The following is a 17,984-nucleotide window of genomic DNA, read 5'->3' as shown; positions in this document are numbered from 1 at the left end:
CCATGCCCCTCGCAGAAGGCGTTTCGCTGGATCTGACCGTCATCTGGGCCTTCGTCATCGCCTTTGCGGTGCTGGTCTATGTCGTGCTGGACGGGTTCGACCTGGGCCTGGGCATGCTGTTCGCGGTCGAACCCGAGGGCGAGGACCGCGACATCATGATGAACTCGGTCGCGCCGGTCTGGGACGGGAACGAGACCTGGCTGGTCCTGGGCGGGGGCGGGCTGTTCGCGGCCTTTCCGCTGGCCTATGCGCTGATCCTGCCGGCGCTGTATGCGCCGATCATGGCGATGCTGCTGGCGCTGATCTTCCGCGGCGTCGCGTTCGAGTTCCGCTGGCGCACCAAGCGCTGGCGCAAGGTCTGGGACGTGGCCTTCATCGGCGGATCGGCGGTGGCCGCGCTGGCGCAGGGCATCACCCTGGGCGGGCTGCTGCAGGGTATCGACGTCGATAAGGCCGCGCGCGAATATTCCGGCGGCTGGTGGGACTGGCTGACGCCCTTCACGCTGATGGTCGGCGTCGCGGTCATGGTCGGATACGCCCTTCTGGGCGCGACATGGTTGGTGATGAAGACCGCCGGCCCCCTGCAGGAGCGCATGCGCAAGCGGGCCTGGGTGCTGGGTGTCGGCACGGTGATCTTCATGGGCGTGGTCAGCCTGTGGACGCCGTTCCTGCAGGACGGCTATTACAGCCGCTGGTTCGGCGGCTGGAACATCGTGCTGGCAGCGGGGGTGGGTGCCGCCGTGCTGGGCCTGGCCTTCGGCATGTTCACCTCGCTGATGGTGCGTCATCACGACTACTGGCCGTTCCTCTGCGCGCTGGGGATGTTCATCCTGGGCTTCGTCGGGCTGGGGATCTCGATGTTCCCCTACATCGTCCCGGTCGAGGTCACGATCTGGGAGGCCGCCGCCCCCCGCAACAGCCAGATCTTCATGCTGGTCGGTGCGGCCGTGCTGATCCCGGTGATCCTGACCTATACCGCCTATTCCTATTGGGTGTTCCGCGGAAAGATGGACCCCAAGGAGGGGTACCACTGATGCCGCAATCCCTGCGGCGGCTGGCGTGGTTCGTGGCGATATGGCTGGCCAGCGTGGCGGTGATCGGCACCGTCGCCTGGATCATCCGCCTGTGGATCGCCTAGCCCAGATAGGCGCGCAGTCCCGGCGGCGGATCGTCCAGCAGCGGCCCGGTGGGACGGGGGGCGTGCACCGCGCCATCCTCGACCAGCAGGGTGTCGGGCGCAAAGGCCCGCGCGTCGGCCGGATCATGGGTCACCATCAGCACCGTCGTGTCGGACGCCACCTGCGCCAGCAGGGTCAGCATCTCCGACTTCAACGCCGGACCTAGCGCCGCGAAGGGTTCGTCCAGCAGCAGCAGGGGCCGCGCCCGCAGCAGCACCCGGGCCAGCGCGACGCGGCTCTGCTGACCACCCGACAGGGCTGCGGGGCGGCGATCCTGCGTGCCTGACAAACCGACATGATCCAGCACCTGCGTCACGCGGCGCTGCTGATCCCGGTCCAGACGCAGGTCCGGGCGCAGTCCCATCCCTACATTTTGTTTCACGGTTAGATGAGGAAACAAATTGTGGTGTTGAAACAGGATCGACACTGGTCTTTTGCCGGGCGTCATGTCGGTGATATCTTGGCCGTCCCAGATCAGCCGGCCCTTTGTCGGGGCCAGAAACCCCGCCACCAAGGTCAGCAGGGTCGACTTGCCCGACCCCGAGGCGCCGATCACCGCATGGCGACCCTGCGGCACGGTCAGGTCCGCGGTCAGCGTGAAGTCGTCCTGTCGCAGCAGGATGTCGCGGAATTCAAGCGTCACGTCGGCCTCCCATGTCGAACATCCAGAACAGCCCCAGGCTGAGCCCCATCAGCAGCAGGGCGCAAGCCGCGGCATCGGCCATGCGATAGCCGTTCATCAGCTGGTACAGCATCAGCGGCAGGGTCGGGCGATCCCCTGCGAACAGGGTGATGACGCCCAGATCGCCCATGGCCAGCGCCGCCGCCAGCCCGGCGCCAAAGCCCAAGGGGCGCGCCAGACGGGGCAGCACCAGAAGGCGCAGCCGTGCCCAGCCCCGCAGGTCCAGCGATGCGGCAAGCTGGCCGTAATCCTGTTCCAGCGCCCGCGCCGCCGGGATCAGCGCGCGCAGGGCGAAGGGCAGGGCCATGGCCGCGTTGATCAGCGCAGTGACCGGCAGGGCCATCTGCTGCGGCGTGACCGTGCCGCGCAGCAGGATGAACAGCCCCGTGCCCAGCACCAGCGGAGAGGCGATCAGCGGCAGCATGCCTGCGGCCTCGACCCACCGGGCCGCGCCCCGCGCCATCGTCAGGGCCAGCGCCAGAGCCGCCCCCGCGCAGAGCAGCGCGGAGATCACCGCCATCAGCACCGAGCGGCGCGTGGCCTGCCAGACCTCGGGCGGCAGGGCGGTCAGGCGCGGCAGGCCCGTCGCCGCGACCGAGATCAGCGGCGCCAGCAGAAAGGCCGCCGCCGCCGCGATCACCGCCGCATCCGCCAGCCGCCGCCAGCCGCCCGGCGCGGGCGGCCCGCCCAAAGCGTCCAGCCCCGCGCCGAAGCCCACGGGCACCGTGATCCGTGCGGCCAGCGCCGCCGCCGCGATGCAGATCGCGATCTGAACCATCCCCAAGGCCGCCGCCCGGCCCAGGTCGAAATCGAAGCGGAAGGCCTGATAGATGGCCAGTTCCACCGTCGTGGCCCGCGGCCCTCCGCCCAGGGCCAGCGCCACCGTGAACGATGTCAGGCAGACCAGGAACACCGCCAGCCAGACGCCGGGCAGCACGCCGCGCAGCATCGGGCGTTCCAGATGGCGGGCGATGTCGCGGGGCGCGAAATCCAGGGATGCGGCCAGCCGGAAGCGTTCGGCGGGAATCGCCTGCCAGCCCTGCAGGATCAGCCGCACCGACAACGGCAGGTTGAAGAACACATGCGCCAGGATCACCCCCTGCCAGCCATAGATGCCGATGGCGGGCAGGCCCAGGGCCTCCAGCGCGCCGTTCAGCGCGCCGTTGCGCCCGAAAATCGCGATCAGACCCAGGACCGCCACGATCACCGGCAGGATGAAGGGCGCGCCCAGCAGCGTGACCAGCAGCCCGCGCCCCCGGAACCGCCGCCGCGCCAGCGCGCGCGCCACCGGCACGGCCAGCGCGGCCGACAGGGTGGCGGACAGCGCGGCCTGCCAAAGGGTGAACCAGACGGCGCGCAGGTCCCATTCGGTCAGGCCCGACAGCCCGCCCGCGACCCAGGCCACCGCCGCCAGCGTGCCCAGGATCAGCGCTGCCAGCGCGCCCGCGATGGCGTGGCCGATGCTCAGCGGAAAGCCCGCTGCCATTCGTCCAGGGCGGGGGCGCGCAGGGCCTCTGCCTCGTCCTCGGACAGGAACAGGGTCTTGTCGGGGCGGGGCAGGTCGCGCATCACCTGCGGCCAGTCGGCCTGGGGCAGTTTCGCGGGCAGGGACCAGTTGGCCAGCGGGATCGTCGCCTGGAAATTGGGGGTCAGCACCCAGTCCATGAAGGCTTGCGCCAGTTCCGGCTGATCGGTGCCCGCGACCTGGGCCACCAGTTCGGCCATGAAGTAATGCCCCTCGGGGAAGATCGCGGCGCGCTTGGTGTCGTCCTCCTCGGCGGCGATGTGATAGGCGGGCGAGGTGGTGTAGGACAGGACCATGTCCGCCTCTCCGTCGGTGAACAGGCCATAGGATTCGGACCAGCCGCGGGTGACGGTCAGCACCTTGGGGGCGAGCTTTGCCCAGGCCTCGCCCGCCTGATCGCCATAGACCGACTTGACCCACAGCAGCATCGCCAGACCCGACACCGAACTGCGCGGGTCCTGGATGACGATGCTGATGTCCTCGGCCTCCAGCAGCTCGGCAAAGCTGGCGGGCGGGTTCTCCAGCCGGGTCGCGTCATAGACGAAGGCCGTCTCGCCCCAGTTGTAGGGGAGGAAGATGTCGTCCTCCCACGCGATGGGCAGCGACAGGTCGGACGTGTCCTGCCCATGCGGCGCGAACAGACCCGATGCGCGGGCACGCGCGGTCATGTCGGTGTTCAGGCCGAAGACGATGTCGGCTTGGGTGCCCGCCCCCTCCATCAGGATGCGCGGCAGCACGTCGCCGGTCACGAATTGCAGGTCGCAGTCGCAGATCGCCTCGAACCCCTCTTCGATGGCGGGGCCGGGGCCCCATTCGCTGGTGACGCTGTCGCCGGCATAGACGGTCAGGACGCGATCCTGGGCCAAAGCGGGGCCGGCCAGCAGCAAAGCGGGGATCAGGACGGATTTCATCGGCAGCCTCTCTTGTCGGGTGATCGAAAAGAAGGGGGTGCGCACCTTCCCTCCGCCGGTGTGAGCCGGATCAGGTTCTACGGGTCCGCTGTCGCGTCTCAGCCCGCATGGGGCACCCCGAGGTGATCCCGAATGTAGAGGTTTCGCGCGCCCGCGCAAGCGGATAGAAACCGCCCATGACCAAGGACATGTCTGATCAGCCCACGCCGATGATGGCGCAGTATCTTGCGATCCGGGAGGCCAATCCCGGCGCGCTGCTGTTCTATCGCATGGGCGATTTCTATGAGATGTTCTTCGACGACGCGGTCGCCGCCGCCGCCGCGCTGGACATCGCGCTGACGAAACGCGGCACCCATCTGGGCAAGCCGATCCCGATGTGCGGCGTGCCGGTCCACGCGGCCGAGGGCTATCTGCTGACGCTGATCCGCAAGGGTTTCCGCGTGGCCATCGCCGAACAGATGGAGGACCCCGCCGAGGCCAAGAAGCGCGGCTCGAAATCGGTCGTGGCGCGCGACGTGGTGCGGCTGGTGACGCCGGGCACCCTGACCGAGGAATCGCTGTTGGAGGCGCGGCGGCACAACTATCTGGCGGCCTTCGTGGTGGTCCGCGAGGAGGGCGCGGTGGCCTGGGTCGATATCTCGACCGGCGCGTTTTCGGTGATGGATTGCCCCCTGCCGCGTCTGGCCCCCGAACTGGCGCGGCTGGCCCCGCGCGAGGTCCTGGCCTGCGACACCGGGCTGGAAGAGCTGATCGGTGACGCGGGCGCGGTGATGACCGACCTGCATGCCAGCGCCTTCGACAGCAATGCGGGCACGCGGCGGCTCTGCGCGCTCTATGGCGTCGAGACGCTGGACGGCTTCGGCAGCTTCACCCGGGCGGAGCTGGCCGCGATGGGGGCCATCGTCGATTATCTGGACATGACGCAGAAGGGCCGCCTGCCGCTGCTGCGCCCGCCGGTGCGCGAACGCGCGGGCGGCGCGATGCAGATCGACGCCGCGACCCGGCGCAATCTGGAACTGACCCAGGCCCTGTCGGGCGGGCGCGACGGATCGCTGCTGGCGGCCATCGACCGCACGGTGACCGCGCCGGGCGCGCGGCTGCTGGAGCGACGGATCAGCGCACCGTCGCGCGATCTGGGCCTGATCGCGGCGCGCCATGACGCGGTGGCGGCGCTGGCGGGGGATGCGCGGTTGCTTTCGGATCTGCGCGGCGCGCTGGCGCGGGTGCCGGACATGGACCGGGCGCTGTCGCGGCTGGCGCTGGACCGGGGCGGTCCGCGCGATCTGGCCGCGATCCGTGCAGGGCTGACGCAGGGCGCGGCCATCGCGGCGCGGCTGCCCGGTGATGCGCCGCCCGTGCTGCGCGATGCGGCGGGCGATCTGGTCGGGCATGAGACGCTGGTTGACCTGCTGGATGATGCACTTGTGGCAGAGCCGCCTCTGCTGGCGCGGGATGGCGGCTTCGTGGCCGAGGGGCATGACGCCGATCTGGACCAGACCCGGCGCCTGCGCGACGAGGGGCGCGGCGTCATCGCCGGGATGCAGGCCGATTACGCGGCCCTGGCCGGGGTCGGCAGCCTGAAGATCAAGCACAACAACGTCCTGGGCTATTTCATCGAGACGACGACCACCCATGCCGAGCGCATGATGGCCGCGCCGCTGAACCAGACCTTCATCCATCGCCAGACCACCGCGAACCAGATCCGCTTCACCACGGTGGAGCTGTCCGAGCTGGAGACCCGCATCCTGAACGCCCGCGATCGCGCATTGGAGATCGAACGCGGCATCTTCGACCGCCTGCGGACGGCGATCCTGGATCAGGCGGCGCGGATCGGGCAGGCGGCCCGCGCCCTGGCCGAGATCGACCTGGCCTGCGCCTTTGCCGATCTTGCCTCGGGCGAGGGCTGGGTCCGGCCGCGCGTCGATGACAGCCGCGCCTTCGTCATCGAAGGGGGCCGCCATCCGGTCGTGGAACGCGCGCTGCGCCGGAAGGCGGAAAGCTTCGTCGCCAACGACTGCGACCTGACCACCGGGGCCACGCCCGCGATCTGGCTGCTGACCGGGCCGAACATGGCGGGCAAGTCGACCTTCCTGCGGCAGAACGCGCTGATCGCGGTGCTGGCGCAGGCCGGGGCCTTTGTTCCGGCGCGCGCGGCGCATATCGGGCTGGTCAGCCAGCTGTTTTCCCGCGTGGGGGCCGCCGACGATCTGGCGCGGGGGCGCTCGACCTTCATGGTCGAGATGGTGGAAACGGCCGCGATCCTGAACCAGGCCGATGACCGCGCGCTGGTGATCCTGGACGAGATCGGGCGCGGCACCTCGACCTGGGACGGGCTGTCGATCGCCTGGGCGGTGATGGAGCATCTGCATGCCGCCAACCGCTGCCGGGCGCTGTTCGCCACGCATTACCATGAGATGACGGCGCTGTCGGCCAAGCTGGAGGGCGTCGAGAACGCCACCGTCACCGTGCGCGAATGGCAGGGCGAGGTGATCTTCCTGCACGAAGTCAAGAAAGGCGCGGCCGACCGCAGCTATGGCGTGCAGGTCGCGCGGCTGGCGGGCCTGCCCGCCTCCGTCGTGGAACGCGCCCGCACCGTCCTGACCGCGCTGGAAAGCGGAGAGCGTCAGTCGGCGCGCCCCGTGGCGCTGATCGACGACCTGCCGCTGTTCCGCGCCGCCCCGCCGCCCGCGCCCAAGGCCCGCCCGCTGGATGATCGCCTGAAGGCGGTCCATCCCGACGCCCTGTCCCCGCGCGAGGCGCTGGACCTGATCTATGAACTGAAAGCCCTGTCCGAGGAGACGCGCCCATGAGCTACAACACCTTCGGCCGCGAGTTCCGCTTTACCACCTGGGGCGAAAGCCACGGCCCCGCCCTGGGCGCGACGGTGGACGGCGTGCCGCCCGGCGTGCCCCTGAGCGAGGAGTATATCCAGTGCTTCATGGACCGCCGCCGCCCCGGCACGTCCAAGCACACCACGCAGCGGCGCGAACCCGACCAGGTCCGCATCCTGTCCGGCGTCTTCGAGGGCGTCACCACCGGCACCGCGATCCAGCTGATGATCGAGAACACCGATCAGCGGTCCAAGGATTACGGCGACATCGCGACCAGTTTCCGCCCCGGTCATGCCGACATCACCTATCATCTGAAATACGGGGTGCGCGACTATCGCGGCGGGGGCCGGTCTTCGGCGCGCGAGACGGCGGCGCGGGTTGCGGCCGGAGCGGTCGCGCAGGCGGTGCTGGGCGCGTTGGTGCCCGATCTGCGGATCACCGGCTACATGGTGCAGATGGGGGCGATGCATCTGGACCGCGCGCGGCTGGACTTGGGCGCGGTGAACGACAATCCGTTCTTCCTGCCCGATGCGGGCGCGGTTCAGGCCTGGTCCGATTACCTGGACGGCATCCGCAAGGATCAGAATAGCGTCGGCGCGGCCATCGAGGTCTGCGTTCAGGGCTGCCCGCCGGGCCTCGGCGCGCCAGTCTATGCGAAGCTGGACACCGATCTGGCCGCCGCGATGATGTCGATCAACGCCGTGAAGGCCGTCGAGATCGGCGAGGGCATGGCCTCGGCCGCGCTGACCGGGGTGGCGAACGCGGACGAGATCCGCATGGGGCCGGACGGGCCGGAGTTCCTGTCGAACCATGCGGGCGGAATTCTGGGCGGCATCTCGACCGGACAGGACATCGTCGTGCGCTTCGCGATCAAGCCGACCAGCTCGATCACCACGCCCCGCCGATCGATTAACTCACGCGGAGAGGAGATCGACGTGATCACCAAGGGCCGCCACGACCCCTGCGTGGGCATTCGTGCCGTGCCGGTGGCCGAGGCGATGGCCGCCTGCGTGATCCTGGACCACCTGCTGATGGACCGGGCGCAGACCGGCGGGGTGCGTGGTCAGATCGGCTGATCGGCCAGGAACGCGTCTACTTCGGCGCGGGTGGGGATGGCATCGCCCGCCCCCGCCCGCGTGACCTTGACCGCCGCCGCGGCCGAGGCCAATCGTAGGGCGGCAGGAATATCCGCCCCGCCGTCCAACGCCGCCGCGAAATAGCCCGCGAAGGTGTCGCCCGCGCCCGTGGTGTCCACCGGCGTCACGCGGAACGAGGGCTGCTCGTGCACCTGGCCCGTGGTCAGGTCGCGATATTCGGCACCCTCCGCGCCGCGGGTGATCAGCAGGCCCTGCACGGGCAGGTCGCCGGGGACGCTCGCGAACAGCTGCTCCGCCTCTCCGGCGTTCATCGCCAGGATTGACACATGGGGCAGGACCGCACGCACCGCGTCCAGATCGAAAGGGGCGGCGGAATAGATCACGCGCGCGCCCTGCGCCTGCGCCGCGCGGGCGGCGGCGACCTGGCCGTTCGTCTCGTTCTGGATCAGCAGCGTATCAGCGGGGGTCAGGGCGGAGAGGGCCTGCGTCAGGGCATCCTCGTCGATCGCGCGGTTCGCGCCGGGGTGGATGACGATGGCGTTTTCCGCATCGGCATCCAGCAGGATGATCGCGTGGCCCGTCGCCTGATCCGCAAGCCGGGCGACATGGCCCATGTCCACGCCCGCCTGCGCCAGCCGGTCGCGCACCCAGTCATCGCCCGTGCCCATTGCGCCCAGGTGATGCGTGACCGCGCCCGCGCGCGCCGCGGCGACCGACTGGTTCGCGCCCTTGCCGCCCAGACCCTGGGCATAGCCGCGCGAGGCCAGCGTCTCTCCGGGCTTGGGCAGGCTCTCCAGCCGATAGACATGGTCGATGTTGATCGAGCCCAGGTTCCAGATTGCCATGCACGCCTCCGCCGTTTGGCGGCCATGTGACCGGGCGGGCCGGGCCTTGTCCAGATGTGAAAAGACGCGCCCCTTGCGGGGCGCGTCCTGTCATGTCGACCTGTCGTGCGGGATCAGGCGGGCAGCTTGCCCTTGTGGGGTGCCCATAGCCGCTTGTTCACGACATAGAGCAGCGCGCTGAGCAGCACCAGGAACAGCACCGCGACCAGGCCCACGGACTTGCGGTCCATCATCTTGGGCTCGGCGGTCCACATCAGGAAGGCCGCGATGTCCATCGCCATCTGGTCGACGGTCGCCTCGGTGCCGTCCTCGTAGGTGACCTGACCGTCGGACAGCGGAGCCGCCATGCTGATCCAGCCGCCGGGGAAGGCGGTGTTGCCGTGCAGCAGCGTGCCGGCCTGTTCCTGGTCCTCGCCAGTATAGCTGGTCAGTAGGGCGTGGATGTATTCCGGACCGCCCATGCCGTTGACCAGCTGGCTGAGACCGGTGCCGAAGGGGCCGTGAAAGCCCGCGCGGGCCTTGGCCATCAGCGACAGGTCCGGGCCCATGCCGTCACCCGAGGTTGCCGGGAAGTGATCGGTGATGGTGCGCGGACGCTCCTCTCCGATCGCGTCGTCGAAGACCGGCAGCAGTTCGGCCGCATAGGCGCGGACCTGATCCTCGGGCAGGCCGGGGCCGCCTTCATCCGCCAGGGTGCGGATGGCGACGTATTTCAGGCCGTGGCAGGCCGAGCAGACCTCGGTATAGACCTGCAACCCGCGCTGCAGCTGGAACTGGTCGTATGCGCCGAACGGCCCCTCGTGCGGGAAGGCGACATCCTCGATGTGCCCGCCTTCGCCTGCGGCCATCGCCGGTCCGGACAGGCCAAGGGCCGTGACGGCGGCGATCGCTAGTGCTTTCAGCATGATCCTTGGTCCTCTCATTCGGCCGGCTGCGTCAGGCTGGTTCCACCAACCTTGGGCGCGTAGTGTTCGTTGAAGTCTTCCTCGATCGTGGCGGGCATGGGCTCCGGCTTCTCGATCACGCCCAGCAGCGGCAGGATTACCAGGAAGTAGCCGAACCAGTAGGCCGCGGCAGCCAGCGCGATGTAGGGATAGGGCCCCTCGGTGGGCATGGCACCGACCCAGGTCAGGACGACGAAGTCGACCGCCAGCAGCCAGAACCACCACTTGAACTGCGGACGATAGCGGCCCGAGCGCACGCGGCTGGTGTCCAGCCAGGGCGCCAGGCCCATCACCACGATGGCGCCGAACATCGCCAGCACGCCGAAGAACTTGGCGTCGACGATGCCGAAGGTCACGAACTGGACCAGCTGGACCAGCCACACCTCGGCGTCGAAGGCGCGCAGGATCGCGTAGAAGGGCAGGAAGTACCATTCGGGCACGATATGCGCGGGCGTGGCCAGCGCGTTGGCCTCGATGTAGTTGTCCGGGTGGCCCAGATAGTTGGGCATGAAGCCCACGATCGCGAAGAACACGGCCAGGATGACGGCCAGCGCGAACAGGTCCTTGATGACGAAGTAGGGCCAGAAGGGCAGGGTGTCCTTGGCGGCCTCCTCCTTGCTGGTGCGACGCACCTCGATGCCGGTCGGGTTGTTGTTGCCCGTGGTGTGGAAGGCCCACACGTGGACGATGACCAGGCCCGCGATGATGAAGGGCAGCAGGTAGTGCAAAGAGAAGAAGCGGTTCAGCGTCGCGTTGCCGACCGCGGGTCCGCCAAGCAGCCAGGTCTGCAGCGTTTCACCCACGCCCGGAATGGCGCCGAACAGGCCTGTGATCACGGTCGCGCCCCAGAAGGACATCTGACCCCAGGGCAGCACGTAGCCCATGAAGGCGGTGGCCATCATCAACAGGTAAATCAGCATGCCGATGATCCAGGTGACCTCGCGCGGGGCCTTGTAGCTGCCGTAGTAGAGGCCGCGGAAGATGTGCAGGTACACGGCCACGAAGAACAGCGACGCGCCGTTCATGTGGATGTAGCGCAGCATGTAGCCGCCGTTGACGTTGCGCATGATGTGCTCGACGCTGGCGAAGGCCATGTCGACATGCGGGGTATAGTGCATCACCAGGACGATGCCCGTGACGATCTGCAGCACCAGGCAGAAGACCAGCACGATCCCCCAGATCCACATCCAGTTCAGGTTCTTGGGCGTGGGGATCATCAGCGTGTCGTAAAGCACGCCGGCGACGGGCAGGCGGCGGTGAAGCCAGCGTTCGAAGCCCGACTTGGGCTCGTAATGGTCGTGCGGAATTCCGGCCATGATAACCCTCCTTAACCCAGCTGAATGGTGGTGTCGTTCACGAACGACGCCAGCGGAATATGCATGTTCTGCGGCGCGGGCCCGCGACGGATGCGGCCTGCGGTGTCGTAATGGCTGCCGTGGCAGGGGCAGAACCAGCCGCCGAAATCGCCCGCGCCGTCACCGATGGGCACGCAGCCCAGATGGGTGCAGACGCCGATCTGGACCAGCCATTCGCCGGTCTCGTCCAGCGCGCGGTTCGCGTCGGTGGCGGGCGATCCGTCGGCCAGATTGGGGTTCTGGGCGTTCTGGTCGGGCAGCTCGCTCAGCTCGACCGCACGTCCGGCCTCGATCTCCTCGGGGGTCCGGCGGCGGATGAACACGGGCTTGCCCAGGAACAGCACGGTGATCTGCGACCCGGCGGCGACGCCGCTGACATCGACCTGGATCGAGGCCAGCGCCTGCACGTCGGCCGAGGGGTTCATCTGATTCACAAGGGTCCAGGCGGCGGCACCGGCGGCCACCGTGCCTGCGCCCGCCGTGGCATAATAGAGGAAATCCCTCCGGGTGCCTACGTGGTCATCTGCGTGGGACACGGGTCATACTCCAATTCGGGCCGTCAATGCAGGCCGATACGACATTCCGGGCCGCGTCCGAAACGCAGCCTTCGCGGGGCGGTTCTAGCCCTCAATTCCTCGTCAGTCCAGATGATAAGCCGTCGCGGCCCGTTGCAATTCGACGCATCGGGCACAAATGCTGCACCCCCCGCGGGGATCAGAGCAGGCCCTCGGACCGGAACGACAGCTCGCGCGACTTGCCGATGATCAGGTGGTCGTGGATGGTGATTCCCATGCTTTCCGCGGCCTGCCCGATGCGCGCCGTCATGGCGATGTCGCTGTCCGAGGGCGTCGGATCGCCCGAGGGATGGTTATGCACCAGGATCAGCGCCGAGGCGTTCAGCTCCAATGCGCGGCGGATGATCTCGCGCGGATAGACGGGGACGTGGTCCACCGTGCCGCGCGACTGCTCCTCGTCCGCGATCAGGACGTTCTTGCGGTCCAGGTACAGCACGCGGAACTGCTCGATCTCGCGATGCGCCATCGCGGTGTGGCAATAGTCCAGCAGCGACTGCCAGCTGGACAGGACCGGGCGGTGCATGATGCGGGCGCGGGCCATGCGCTGCGCCGCGGCCTCGACGATCTTCAGTTCGGTGACGACCGCGGGTCCGACACCGTCGACCGCCTGCAGCCGGGCGGGCGGCGCGGTGACCACGCGGTTGAAATCGCCGAAGGTCTCGATCAGGCGGCGGGCCAGCGGTTTGACGTCCTGGCGTGGGATGGCGCGGAACAGCACCAGCTCCAAAAGCTCGTAATCGGGCATCGCGGTCGCGCCGCCCTGCAGGAACCGTTCGCGCAGCCGTGCCCGGTGATCGGCCAGATAGGAGGGTGCGGCCTTGGTGGCCGGCACCACGTCATCCGCGGCCGGGCTGAACAAGGGCAGGGGCATTTCCCCAAAGGAACGATTCGGGTCCATGTGTGGAACATGAACCCGAATCGGTAAAGGAACGGTTAACCCTTAACGGGTCATCCCTTCCCAGAACCCCTTCACCTTGTCGAAGAAGCTGTCCGATTGCGGGCTGTTGTCGGCCTTCTCGGCCTCGAACTCTCGCAGCAGCTCCCGCTGGCGGGGCGTCAGGTTAACCGGCGTCTCGACGGTCAGCTCGATCAGCATGTCGCCGAAATCGCCCTGCGCGCCGGGGCCGTGGCGCAGGGGCGGCATGCCCTTGCCGCGCAGGCGCATCTGCCGACCCGTCTGGCTGCCGGCGGCGACCTTGACGCGGGCGCGCCCGCCGTCGATGGTCGGCACCTCGACCTCTCCGCCCAGAGCGGCAGTGGCCATGCTGACCGGCACCTGGCAGGCCAGCGTCTTGCCGTCGCGCAGGAAGATGGCGTGGTCCTGAACCTCGATGAAGATGTACAGATCCCCGGCCGGACCGCCACGCAATCCCGCCTCGCCCTCTCCGGCCAGCCGGATGCGGGTGCCGGTCTCGACACCGGCGGGAATGTTCACCGACAGCGCGCGATCGCGTTCCATCCGGCCCGCACCGTGGCAGGCCTTGCACGGGTTCTTGACGATCTGGCCCGCGCCGCCGCAGGTCGGGCAGGTGCGCTCGACGGTGAAGAAGCCCTGCTGGGCGCGGACCTTGCCCATGCCTGCGCAGGTCGGACAGGCGGCGGGCTGGGATGCGCCCTCGGCCCCGGTCCCGTCGCATTCGCCGCAGGCGACCGAGCCGCGAACGGTGATCGGCTTTTGCACGCCGACATAGGCGTCCTCAAGGCTGACGCGCAGGTTGTAGCGCAGGTCCTGCCCGCGCTGCGCCCGGGCGCGCCCGCCACCGCCACCGCCGCGACGGCCCATCATGTCGCCGAACAGATCCTCGAACACGTCGGCGAACGCCGCGCCGAAATCGCCCGGATGCTGGCCGCGGCCACCGCCACCGCCGCCCATGCCACCCTCGAAGGCGGCATGGCCGAAGCGGTCATAGGCGGCCTTCTTGGTGTCGTCCTTCAGGCAGTCATAGGCCTCGTTCGCTTCCTTGAAGCGGGCCTCGGCTGTCGCATCGTCCTGGTTGCGGTCGGGATGCAGCTCTTTGGCCTTGGTGCGGTAGGCCTTCTTGATCTCGTCGGTCGAGGCCCCGCGCGTGACCCCGAGCACTTCGTAGTAACAACGCTTGCTCATGTGTCGTCCTGTTCAGCTGTCCCCATGAAACAGGCCGGCCCGCGGGAAAGGCGGGCCGGCCCGGTCAGGGGATGCGGCCCCGATCAGCCGCGCTTCTTGTCGTCGCCCAGATCTTCGAAATCGGCGTCCACGATGTCGTCGTCGACATCACGCGGGGCGTCGCGGTCCGACGGATCGGAGTCCTCGGCGCTCTGCTGGTTCTTGTAGATCGCCTCGCCCAGGCGCATGGACGCGTCCATGACGTTCTGGATGCCCGACCGGATCTTGCCCGGGTCCTCGGACTTCAGCGATTCCTCCAGCGCGCCGATGGCCAGCTCGATGGCCTCGACGGTCGAGGCGTCGACCTTGTCGCCATGCTCGGACAGCGACTTGTTGGTCGAGTGGATCAGGCTTTCGGCTTGGTTCTTGGCCTCGACCAGCTCGCGGCGGGTCTTGTCGGATTCTGCGTTCGCCTCGGCATCCTTGACCATCCGCTCGATGTCCTCGTCGGACAGACCGCCCGAGGCCGCGATGGTGATGGTCTGCTCTTTGCCGGTACCCTTGTCCTTGGCGGCCACCGACACGATGCCGTTGGCGTCGATGTCGAAGGTCACCTCGATCTGCGGCATGCCGCGCGGCGCGGGCGGGATGTGCTCCAGGTTGAACTGGCCCAGCATCTTGTTGTCCGCGGCCATCTCGCGTTCGCCCTGGAACACGCGGATCGTCACGGCGCCCTGGTTGTCCTCGGCGGTCGAGAAGATCTGGCTCTTCTTGGTCGGGATGGTCGTGTTGCGGTCGATCAGGCGGGTGAACACGCCACCCAGCGTCTCGATGCCCAGCGACAGCGGCGTCACGTCCAGCAGCACGACGTCCTTGACGTCACCCTGCAGCACGCCGGCCTGAATGGCGGCGCCAAGGGCCACGACCTCGTCGGGGTTCACGCCTTTGTGGGGCTCCTTGCCGAAGAACTCGGTGACCTCGGCCACGACCTTGGGCATGCGGGTCATGCCGCCGACCAGGACGACCTCGTCGATGTCTCCCTTGGAGCAGCCGGCATCCTTCAGCGCGTCCTGGACGGGCTTCATGGTGCGCTTGATCAGGTCAGCGACCAGGCTTTCCAGCTTGGAGCGGGTCAGCTTGACGACCAGGTGCAGCGGGGTGCCGCTGTTCTTGTCCATCGAGATGAACGGCTGGTTGATCTCGGTCTGGCTGGAGGAGGACAGCTCGATCTTGGCCTTTTCCGCGGCTTCCTTCAGGCGCTGCAGGGCCATCTTGTCCTTGGACAGATCGACGCCGTGTTCCTTTTTGAACTCGTCGGCCAGATAGTTCACGATCCGCATGTCGAAGTCTTCGCCACCCAGGAAGGTGTCGCCGTTCGTGGACTTCACCTCGAACAGGCCGTCGTCGATCTCCAGGATGGTGATGTCGAAGGTACCGCCGCCAAGGTCATAGACCGCGATCGTCTTGGTTTCCTTCTTGTCCAGACCATAGGCCAGCGCGGCCGCGGTCGGCTCGTTGATGATGCGCAGCACTTCCAAGCCGGCGATCTTGCCGGCGTCCTTGGTGGCTTGGCGCTGGGCGTCGTTGAAATAGGCCGGAACGGTGATCACGGCCTGGGTCACGGTCTCGCCCAGATAGGATTCGGCGGTCTCCTTCATCTTCTGAAGGATCATCGCGCTGACCTGCGCGGGGGAGTACTTCTCACCCTGCACCTCGACCCAGGCGTCGCCGTTGCCACCATCCGCGATGGTGTAGGGGACCATCTTGCGGTCCTTCTCGACAGCCTCGTCGCCCATGCGGCGCCCGATCAGGCGTTTCACGGCAAAGACGGTGTTGGTCGGGTTGGTCACGGCCTGGCGCTTGGCGGGCTGGCCGACTAGGCGTTCACCGTCCTTGAAACCCACGATCGAGGGCGTGGTGCGCGCGCCTTCGCTGTTCTCGATGACCTTCGGCTGGCTGCCGTCCATGATGGCGACGCAGCTGTTGGTGGTGCCGAGGTCGATGCCGATGACTTTTGACATATGTGTTTAACCTTCTCTTGCGGCGATATCTTGGACTGCGGGTCCGTTGCGGCCCCCGAGGCCCGATCCCTTGACGAACGGGCCGGAACCTCCGGACCGCTTCGGGGGTGTATATAGGGATGCAATTCAGCCCCGCAAGCACTGCCGCAGCGCAAAATCGGTGGTTTGGGCCCGCGAAACCGGGGCCATGGCGCTACTGCGCGGCGCTCCAGCTGATGGATTCGTACTTGCGGGTCGTGAAGTTGATCAGCAGCCCCACCATCAGCGCCGCGATCGCGAACCACAGGGGGTAGAACAGCATCGTGCGATGGGGCGAATAGTTGATGAACAGGAAGCCGCGTTCCTGGTCGATCAGATGGAACAGCGGGTTCCACGCGAACCAGGGCAGGATGAAGCTGGGGATCATGTTGGCGACGAAGAACTTGCCCGACGCGAACATGTTCACGCGCTGATAGACCATCGTCAGCACCTTGCAGGCCTGCGGGGACCAGGGGCGGATTCCCAGGAAGATCAGCCCGATCGCGCAGCCGGTGAACCAGGACACCACGAACAGCGACCCGGCGCCGACAGGGTCCTCGATCGTGATCGGCTGGAAGACCATGTGGTAGACCGACAGGATCACCAGGCAGCTGATCGTCTGGCGGTACAGCACCGCCAGCGCCGCCCCCGAGATCAGCACCGCCGCGTTCAGGGGTTCGTGCTTTATGATGCCCGACGACACCGAATGGCTGCCCGCGACCGCGCCCACGGCCTGCACGTGCAGCATGAAGATGAAGATCCCTGACATGATGTAGAGCAGGAAATCCCCGCGGATCTGCGACCCGCCGATGCCGATCAGCGTGTACATGCCCAGAAACACCACGACGAAGACGACGCTTTGCATCATGGTCATGACCAGGCCCAGCACCGCATTGCGGTGTTCGGTGCGCAGGTTGTACACCGTCTGGTGATAGATCAGCGCGAAGGTGGTGAAGGCGGCCTGGAACAGGTTCCGGTTCTGGCGCTGCTTGAACAAGGGCGGTGCTCCGTCACTGGCGGCCCGGCGCTTGCCGATGGACCCGCCGCACATCATAAGAGGCGCAGCACCCCCGCACAATCGGGCAGCGGCCGCAGGCCTCTGGCAGGGAAAGGAAAATGAATGCAATTCGACCGACTGATCACCGAAATGCGGCGCCTGGCCCTGCAGGCCGGCGACCGGATCATGCAGATCTATGAGGCCGACGATTTCGATGTCCGCGCCAAGTCCGATGATTCGCCCGTCACCGCCGCGGACGAGGCCGCCGATGCGCTGATCTCGGCCGGGCTGCGCGAGGCGTTCCCGGACACGCCCCTGGTGACCGAGGAGCAGGCCGACACCCACGGCCAGAGCCTGCGCACCTTCCTGATCGTGGACCCGCTGGACGGGACCAAGGAGTTCGTGCAACGCCGCGGCGATTTCACCGTCAACATCGCCTATGTCCAGGACGGCGTGCCGGTGCGCGGCATCGTCTACGCCCCCGCCAAGGGGCGGCTGTTCTACACCACCGCCGACGGGCGGTCCGTCGAGGAGACGGGCCCCTTCGGGGACGCGCCCGGAGAGACCCGCCCGATCGGCGTGAACCCCATGCCCGACAACCGCGGCCTGATGGTCGTCGCCTCCAAGTCGCATCGCGACGCGGCGACCGACGCCTATATCGACCGCTACGGCGTGCGCGACATGACCAGCGCGGGCAGCTCGCTGAAGTTCTGTCTGGTCGCCACGGGCGAGGCTGACCTGTATCCGCGCCTGGGCCGGACGATGGAATGGGACACCGCCGCGGGCGACGCCGTCCTGCGCGGCGCCGGCGGAGAGGTCGTGCGGTTCGACGACCATAGCCCCCTGGCCTATGGCAAGCCGGGGTTCGAGAACCCGTTCTTCATCGCCTATGCCCCGGGCGTCCTGCTGGTGAAGGAGTGAC

16 protein-coding genes and 1 riboswitch are annotated in these 17,984 nt (G+C 67.8%); of the genes, 5 read left to right on the top strand and 11 right to left on the bottom strand.

What is annotated here, in order from left to right; all coding sequences use genetic code 11:
- Window positions 1-2: 2 nt before the first annotated feature.
- Window positions 3-1,034 carry a cytochrome d ubiquinol oxidase subunit II gene (gene cydB / locus PRL19_RS03990; RefSeq protein WP_127897492.1) on the top strand — a complete coding sequence of 344 codons (1,032 nt, stop codon included), beginning with the start codon at window positions 3-5 and terminating at the stop codon, window positions 1,032-1,034.
- Entirely contained in the window at window positions 1,034-1,138 is a 105-nt protein-coding gene (locus PRL19_RS03985) for a DUF2474 family protein (RefSeq protein WP_139598676.1), read from the top strand. Before cydB ends, PRL19_RS03985 begins: the two co-directional genes overlap by 1 nt.
- Here PRL19_RS03985 and PRL19_RS03980 read toward each other — a convergent pair.
- The 3 genes from PRL19_RS03980 to PRL19_RS03970 are packed head-to-tail and all read right to left on the bottom strand — an operon-like array spanning window position 1,135 to window position 4,296.
- On the bottom strand, window positions 1,135-1,821 hold the full coding sequence (locus PRL19_RS03980; protein WP_273743945.1) for a thiamine ABC transporter ATP-binding protein: 687 nt from the start codon (window positions 1,819-1,821) through the stop codon (window positions 1,135-1,137). The two genes, PRL19_RS03985 and PRL19_RS03980, sit on opposite strands and share 4 nt — an antisense overlap.
- Complete coding sequence (locus PRL19_RS03975) at window positions 1,811-3,346, bottom strand: ABC transporter permease family protein (RefSeq protein WP_273743944.1); 1,536 nt, start codon at window positions 3,344-3,346, stop codon at window positions 1,811-1,813. The genes PRL19_RS03980 and PRL19_RS03975 overlap by 11 nt, the downstream gene beginning before the upstream one ends.
- Entirely contained in the window at window positions 3,325-4,296 is a 972-nt protein-coding gene (locus PRL19_RS03970; protein ID WP_273743943.1) for a thiamine ABC transporter substrate-binding protein, read from the bottom strand. The genes PRL19_RS03975 and PRL19_RS03970 overlap by 22 nt, the downstream gene beginning before the upstream one ends.
- Before the next feature lie 30 nt (window positions 4,297-4,326).
- Window positions 4,327-4,426, bottom strand: a riboswitch (TPP riboswitch).
- Between the two features lie 58 nt (window positions 4,427-4,484).
- Between PRL19_RS03970 and mutS the strand changes: the two genes are divergently transcribed.
- The gene (gene mutS, locus PRL19_RS03965; RefSeq protein ID WP_273743942.1) at window positions 4,485-7,106 is read left to right on the top strand and encodes a DNA mismatch repair protein MutS; all 2,622 of its coding nucleotides are present in this window, start codon (window positions 4,485-4,487) and stop codon (window positions 7,104-7,106) included.
- The gene (gene aroC / locus PRL19_RS03960; RefSeq protein ID WP_273743941.1) at window positions 7,103-8,203 is read left to right on the top strand and encodes a chorismate synthase; all 1,101 of its coding nucleotides are present in this window, start codon (window positions 7,103-7,105) and stop codon (window positions 8,201-8,203) included. Before mutS ends, aroC begins: the two co-directional genes overlap by 4 nt.
- Here the strand turns inward: aroC and PRL19_RS03955 are convergent.
- The 8 genes from PRL19_RS03955 to PRL19_RS03920 all read right to left on the bottom strand — a co-directional run bounded on the left by PRL19_RS03955 (window position 8,191) and on the right by PRL19_RS03920 (window position 17,062).
- On the bottom strand, window positions 8,191-9,069 hold the full coding sequence (locus PRL19_RS03955) for a ribokinase (RefSeq protein WP_273743940.1): 879 nt from the start codon (window positions 9,067-9,069) through the stop codon (window positions 8,191-8,193). The genes aroC and PRL19_RS03955 overlap by 13 nt on opposite strands.
- 113 nt (window positions 9,070-9,182) lie before the next feature.
- A complete protein-coding gene (locus PRL19_RS03950) occupies window positions 9,183-9,974 on the bottom strand; it encodes a cytochrome c1 (RefSeq protein WP_046000445.1) in 792 nt (263 codons plus the stop codon).
- Between the two features lie 14 nt (window positions 9,975-9,988).
- A complete protein-coding gene (gene petB, locus PRL19_RS03945; RefSeq protein ID WP_045982685.1) occupies window positions 9,989-11,329 on the bottom strand; it encodes a cytochrome b in 1,341 nt (446 codons plus the stop codon).
- Between the two features lie 11 nt (window positions 11,330-11,340).
- Entirely contained in the window at window positions 11,341-11,904 is a 564-nt protein-coding gene (gene petA, locus PRL19_RS03940; protein ID WP_045982684.1) for a ubiquinol-cytochrome c reductase iron-sulfur subunit, read from the bottom strand.
- A gap of 178 nt (window positions 11,905-12,082) precedes the next feature.
- On the bottom strand, window positions 12,083-12,841 hold the full coding sequence (gene radC, locus PRL19_RS03935) for a RadC family protein (protein WP_045982683.1): 759 nt from the start codon (window positions 12,839-12,841) through the stop codon (window positions 12,083-12,085).
- A 42-nt stretch (window positions 12,842-12,883) separates the two neighbouring features.
- Window positions 12,884-14,047, bottom strand: a complete 1,164-nt coding sequence (gene dnaJ, locus PRL19_RS03930) for a molecular chaperone DnaJ (protein WP_045982682.1) — start codon at window positions 14,045-14,047, stop codon at window positions 12,884-12,886.
- Window positions 14,048-14,130: 83 nt separating this feature from the next.
- Entirely contained in the window at window positions 14,131-16,047 is a 1,917-nt protein-coding gene (gene dnaK / locus PRL19_RS03925; protein WP_045982681.1) for a molecular chaperone DnaK, read from the bottom strand.
- Between the two features lie 193 nt (window positions 16,048-16,240).
- Window positions 16,241-17,062, bottom strand: coding sequence for an ABC transporter permease (locus PRL19_RS03920; protein ID WP_045982680.1), 822 nt, complete (start codon window positions 17,060-17,062; stop codon window positions 16,241-16,243).
- 123 nt (window positions 17,063-17,185) lie between these two features.
- Between PRL19_RS03920 and cysQ the strand changes: the two genes are divergently transcribed.
- Complete coding sequence (gene cysQ / locus PRL19_RS03915; protein WP_045982679.1) at window positions 17,186-17,983, top strand: 3'(2'),5'-bisphosphate nucleotidase CysQ; 798 nt, start codon at window positions 17,186-17,188, stop codon at window positions 17,981-17,983.
- Window position 17,984: the final 1 nt, after the last annotated feature.

The sequence above is a fragment of the Paracoccus marcusii genome (genome assembly GCF_028621715.1).
Taxonomy (GTDB): Bacteria; Pseudomonadota; Alphaproteobacteria; order Rhodobacterales; family Rhodobacteraceae; genus Paracoccus; species Paracoccus marcusii.
The sequence above is the reverse complement of the archived record's forward strand: the minus strand, read 5'-3'. Positions and strand labels throughout refer to the sequence as shown.